This is a genomic window from Streptomyces sp. NRRL WC-3549 (assembly GCF_000721935.1).
In the GTDB taxonomy this organism is placed as follows: domain Bacteria; phylum Actinomycetota; class Actinomycetes; order Streptomycetales; family Streptomycetaceae; genus Streptomyces.
The window spans coordinates 42,244-45,207 of sequence record NZ_KL585388.1 but is presented as its reverse complement, the minus strand read 5'-3'; the positions used below and the strand labels follow the sequence as shown (position 1 = coordinate 45,207).

Genomic DNA, 2,964 nt, shown 5'->3' with positions numbered 1-2,964 from the left:
GGGGCCCGCCGCCATGAAAGCCCAGGTCGTGAGGAGGAAGGGCCAGGTGAAGGTGTGGCCGTGGAAGGTGGTGAAGAGGCTGGTCAGCGAGGCGGTCAGTCCGGTGGATGCGGCCGCGGCGACGAGGGCGTAGACGCCGTTCCAGACCGTGGCGGTGAGGAAGACGGCACCGACGGCGATGCCGACCAGCACGGCGTTGAACCCGTAGATGCCGTTGGCGATCTGTGCGGTGGGGGCGCCCAGTGCCCAGGCCGCCACGATGCCCACCACGCTGCCGCCCGCCGCGAACAGGAAGACGCGCACTCCGGCGCAGGCCAGGCCGATGAGCATGATGAGTCCGACGTACCACTCGTCCACGAGGAAGATCTGCGACACGTTGGTGAAGAAGGCGTGCCAGATGTCGCCCCAGGTGAACCCGGTGTCCCCGTAGGTGGGGTCGGCGGCGGGCTTCGGGCCGCCGTGCCAGACCCGGAAGAAGGAGGGCGCACCGAGCACCATGACCCCGGAGATCAGGCAGAAGGGCGCGGTGAGCCCGGTCAGCCCGTACGGCGTGAGGAAGGTGGCCAGGGCGGCGGTGAGGACCGTACACATGACGGCGCCGACGACGGCCAGCACGAAGGTGGAAGGGTGGGCGTCCAGGTAGGTGACCAGTGCGATACCGGTGAGGCAGCCGGAGAACCCCTGGAGGCCGAGCGCGACGTTCGACCGGTCCACCTTCAGCGCGTAGGCGGTGGCCGTGGAGACCACGGTGCCCAGCGTCGCGAAGAGGCCGATCTTCCAGCCGGCGCTCCACAGCGCGGCGAGGATGAGGACGCCCGTCCACAGGACGGGCTGGAGATCCACCTGGCCCACTCCGCGGACCGATGCCAGGAGGAAGCCCGAAGGCTCTTTCCTCTGCAGCCTTCCGACGATGTCCGGTTCGGCGACGGGCACGGGTGACTCCAGCCTTCGGGAAGAGCGCGGGCAGCTGGAGCCGCCCGCTCACAGACCTGCGCGTATGAGGGGTGCTGTTCCAAGGGGACGTCACTTCGGGGTGGCATACGACGTTCTACTGCGCCGTTCGGGCTGAACGGCCCGCAGCGACCGCGCCCTCCGTGAAGCGTCACATTCAGCCCCATACGGTGACGGGATGTCCCAGAAGATGGCCCTGCACACCCGCACCCACCCGGACCACCACCCTGGCGTCCAGCGCTCCGTCGTCGCGGCCGTCGCGGTCGGCGGTGCGGCCGGAGCGGCGGCCCGCTACGGTGCCGAGCTTCTGTGGCCCACCGGCCAAACGGACTTTCCCTGGACGATCCTGCTGGTCAACGCGGTGGGCTGCTTTCTGATGGGGGCGCTCATGGTGACCCTCAAGCTGCGTTTCCCCTCGTGCCCCCGGCTCGTCAGCCCTCTGCTGGGCACCGGGGTACTCGGCGGCTTCACCTCGTTCTCGCACTACACGGACGGGGTGCGTCAGCTGATCGACTCGGGCCGGCCGGGCTACGCGACGGGCAGTCTCCTGCTGACGGTGGTGGCGGCTCTGGCGGGAGTGACGGCGGGCGCCCTGCTCGCCCACGTGGTCTTCCGGGGCGGCTACCGCCCGCAGGACGGTGCGTGATGACCGACTGGCTGCTCGTGCTCGCCGGGGCGCTCGTCGGAGCGCCGGTGCGCTATCTGCTCGGAGTGGACGCCAAGTACCGGCTCGGCGGCTCCTTCCCCTGGGGCACGCTCGCGGCCAACGCGGCCTCCTGCCTGGTGCTGGGCTTCGTCGCCCAGGGCTTCACGGACGGTGACTTGGGGACGCGGCTGCACCTGCTGCTGGCCACCGGGTTCTGCGGGGCCCTGTCGACGTGGTCGACCTTCTCCTACGAGCTCCTGACCCTCACCTCCGCGCGGCGGCTGGCGGTGGCCGGCGGGTACCTGGTGCTCAGCGTCGGGGCGGGGCTCGGGCTCTCGTTCGCCGGGGCGGCGGTGGCGGGCGCGGTCTTCTGACCGGGCGGGCGCGGCCTTCCGGCCCCGGGGCGAGGCGGTCTTCCGGGCCTCGGGACGGGCGCCGGCGACCCGGCCGGGACGTCGCACGGCAAGGCGGCGCTGCGGGCGTACTGGGCGGCCGGCCTGGAGGAGATCCCGGAGCTGGAGTTCGAGGTGATGGACGTGCGGGCGGGCGTCGGGGCGCTGGTGATCGACCACCGCGACCAGATCGGCGGCCGGGTGCACGAGGTGCCGGCCTTCCGGGACGGGCTGATCGTCTCCGGGTTCGGGGCGTACGGGGAGACGGCCGCCCTCTGACGGGCTGCCCGGCGCGTACGGGGCGCCCGTCGCGCGGCGGGCGCCCCGGGGCTCATCCCGCCGCCGGGCAGGCCACCGCGTCGGCGTCGTCGGAGAGTTCGCTCCCCCGGGGGAGCAGATAGGTCACCCACAGCACCACGGGGTCGGTGCCCAGGTTGCGGCCGATGTGCCGGTGCTCGGCCCCTGACGGCTCGATGAAGGACGTCCCCGCGGGTGACACCTCGACCGAACAGTCGTCGAGGGTCCGGGTCAGCGTCCCGGACTTCACGACGGCTATCAGCTGCCCCCGGTGGGTGTGCCAGCCGGTGGAGCCGCCGGGCTGCACGGTGACCTCCCGGAAGGTCACGTCCGTACGGCCCTTCGGCGTCTTCACCTTCAGCTTGCCCTCGGACGTGCCCTGGGCGACGACGGTGCCGCTCACACCACTGCCCGGAGTCGCGACGGCCGCCGCCGGCACCAGACCGAGGGCCGCCACACAGGCGCCCACGAGCAGGACGCCCCGCAGCCTGCCACCTATCCGCCCCGGCCCCGTCCCCCGCTTCGCTTCCGGCTCTTTCGCCCCGGTCGTGCCACCGAACCACATGGACACCCAACTCCCTCACCCGTCGCAGCATTGAACTCCCTCAAGCTACGCGCGAGTTGGGCGCCAGTCACGGTTGACGCGACGGATTCCTCCCGCCGCCCCGCGCCGGCCCG

At 72.0% G+C, this 2,964-nt stretch carries 5 protein-coding genes; 3 read left to right on the top strand and 2 right to left on the bottom strand.

The features are described from left to right. A partial coding sequence (locus IH13_RS0106665) for an urea transporter (protein ID WP_031081884.1) occupies window positions 1-933 on the bottom strand: 933 nt, incomplete at its 3' end. A gap of 196 nt (window positions 934-1,129) precedes the next feature. Between IH13_RS0106665 and IH13_RS0106660 the strand changes: the two genes are divergently transcribed. The 3 genes from IH13_RS0106660 (at window position 1,130) to IH13_RS44400 (ending at window position 2,268) form a co-directional block, all read left to right on the top strand. Continuing rightward, window positions 1,130-1,597, top strand: a complete 468-nt coding sequence (locus IH13_RS0106660) for a fluoride efflux transporter FluC (RefSeq protein ID WP_031081882.1) — start codon at window positions 1,130-1,132, stop codon at window positions 1,595-1,597. Then, the gene (locus IH13_RS0106655; protein ID WP_031081880.1) at window positions 1,597-1,971 is read left to right on the top strand and encodes a fluoride efflux transporter FluC; all 375 of its coding nucleotides are present in this window, start codon (window positions 1,597-1,599) and stop codon (window positions 1,969-1,971) included. Before IH13_RS0106660 ends, IH13_RS0106655 begins: the two co-directional genes overlap by 1 nt. 156 nt (window positions 1,972-2,127) lie before the next feature. Beyond that, a complete protein-coding gene (locus tag IH13_RS44400) occupies window positions 2,128-2,268 on the top strand; it encodes a hypothetical protein (RefSeq protein WP_234433232.1) in 141 nt (46 codons plus the stop codon). 52 nt (window positions 2,269-2,320) lie between these two features. On the opposite strand, the gene IH13_RS0106645 is transcribed toward IH13_RS44400, so the two are convergent. Next, window positions 2,321-2,851, bottom strand: a complete 531-nt coding sequence (locus IH13_RS0106645; protein ID WP_031081876.1) for a cupin domain-containing protein — start codon at window positions 2,849-2,851, stop codon at window positions 2,321-2,323. Window positions 2,852-2,964: the final 113 nt, after the last annotated feature.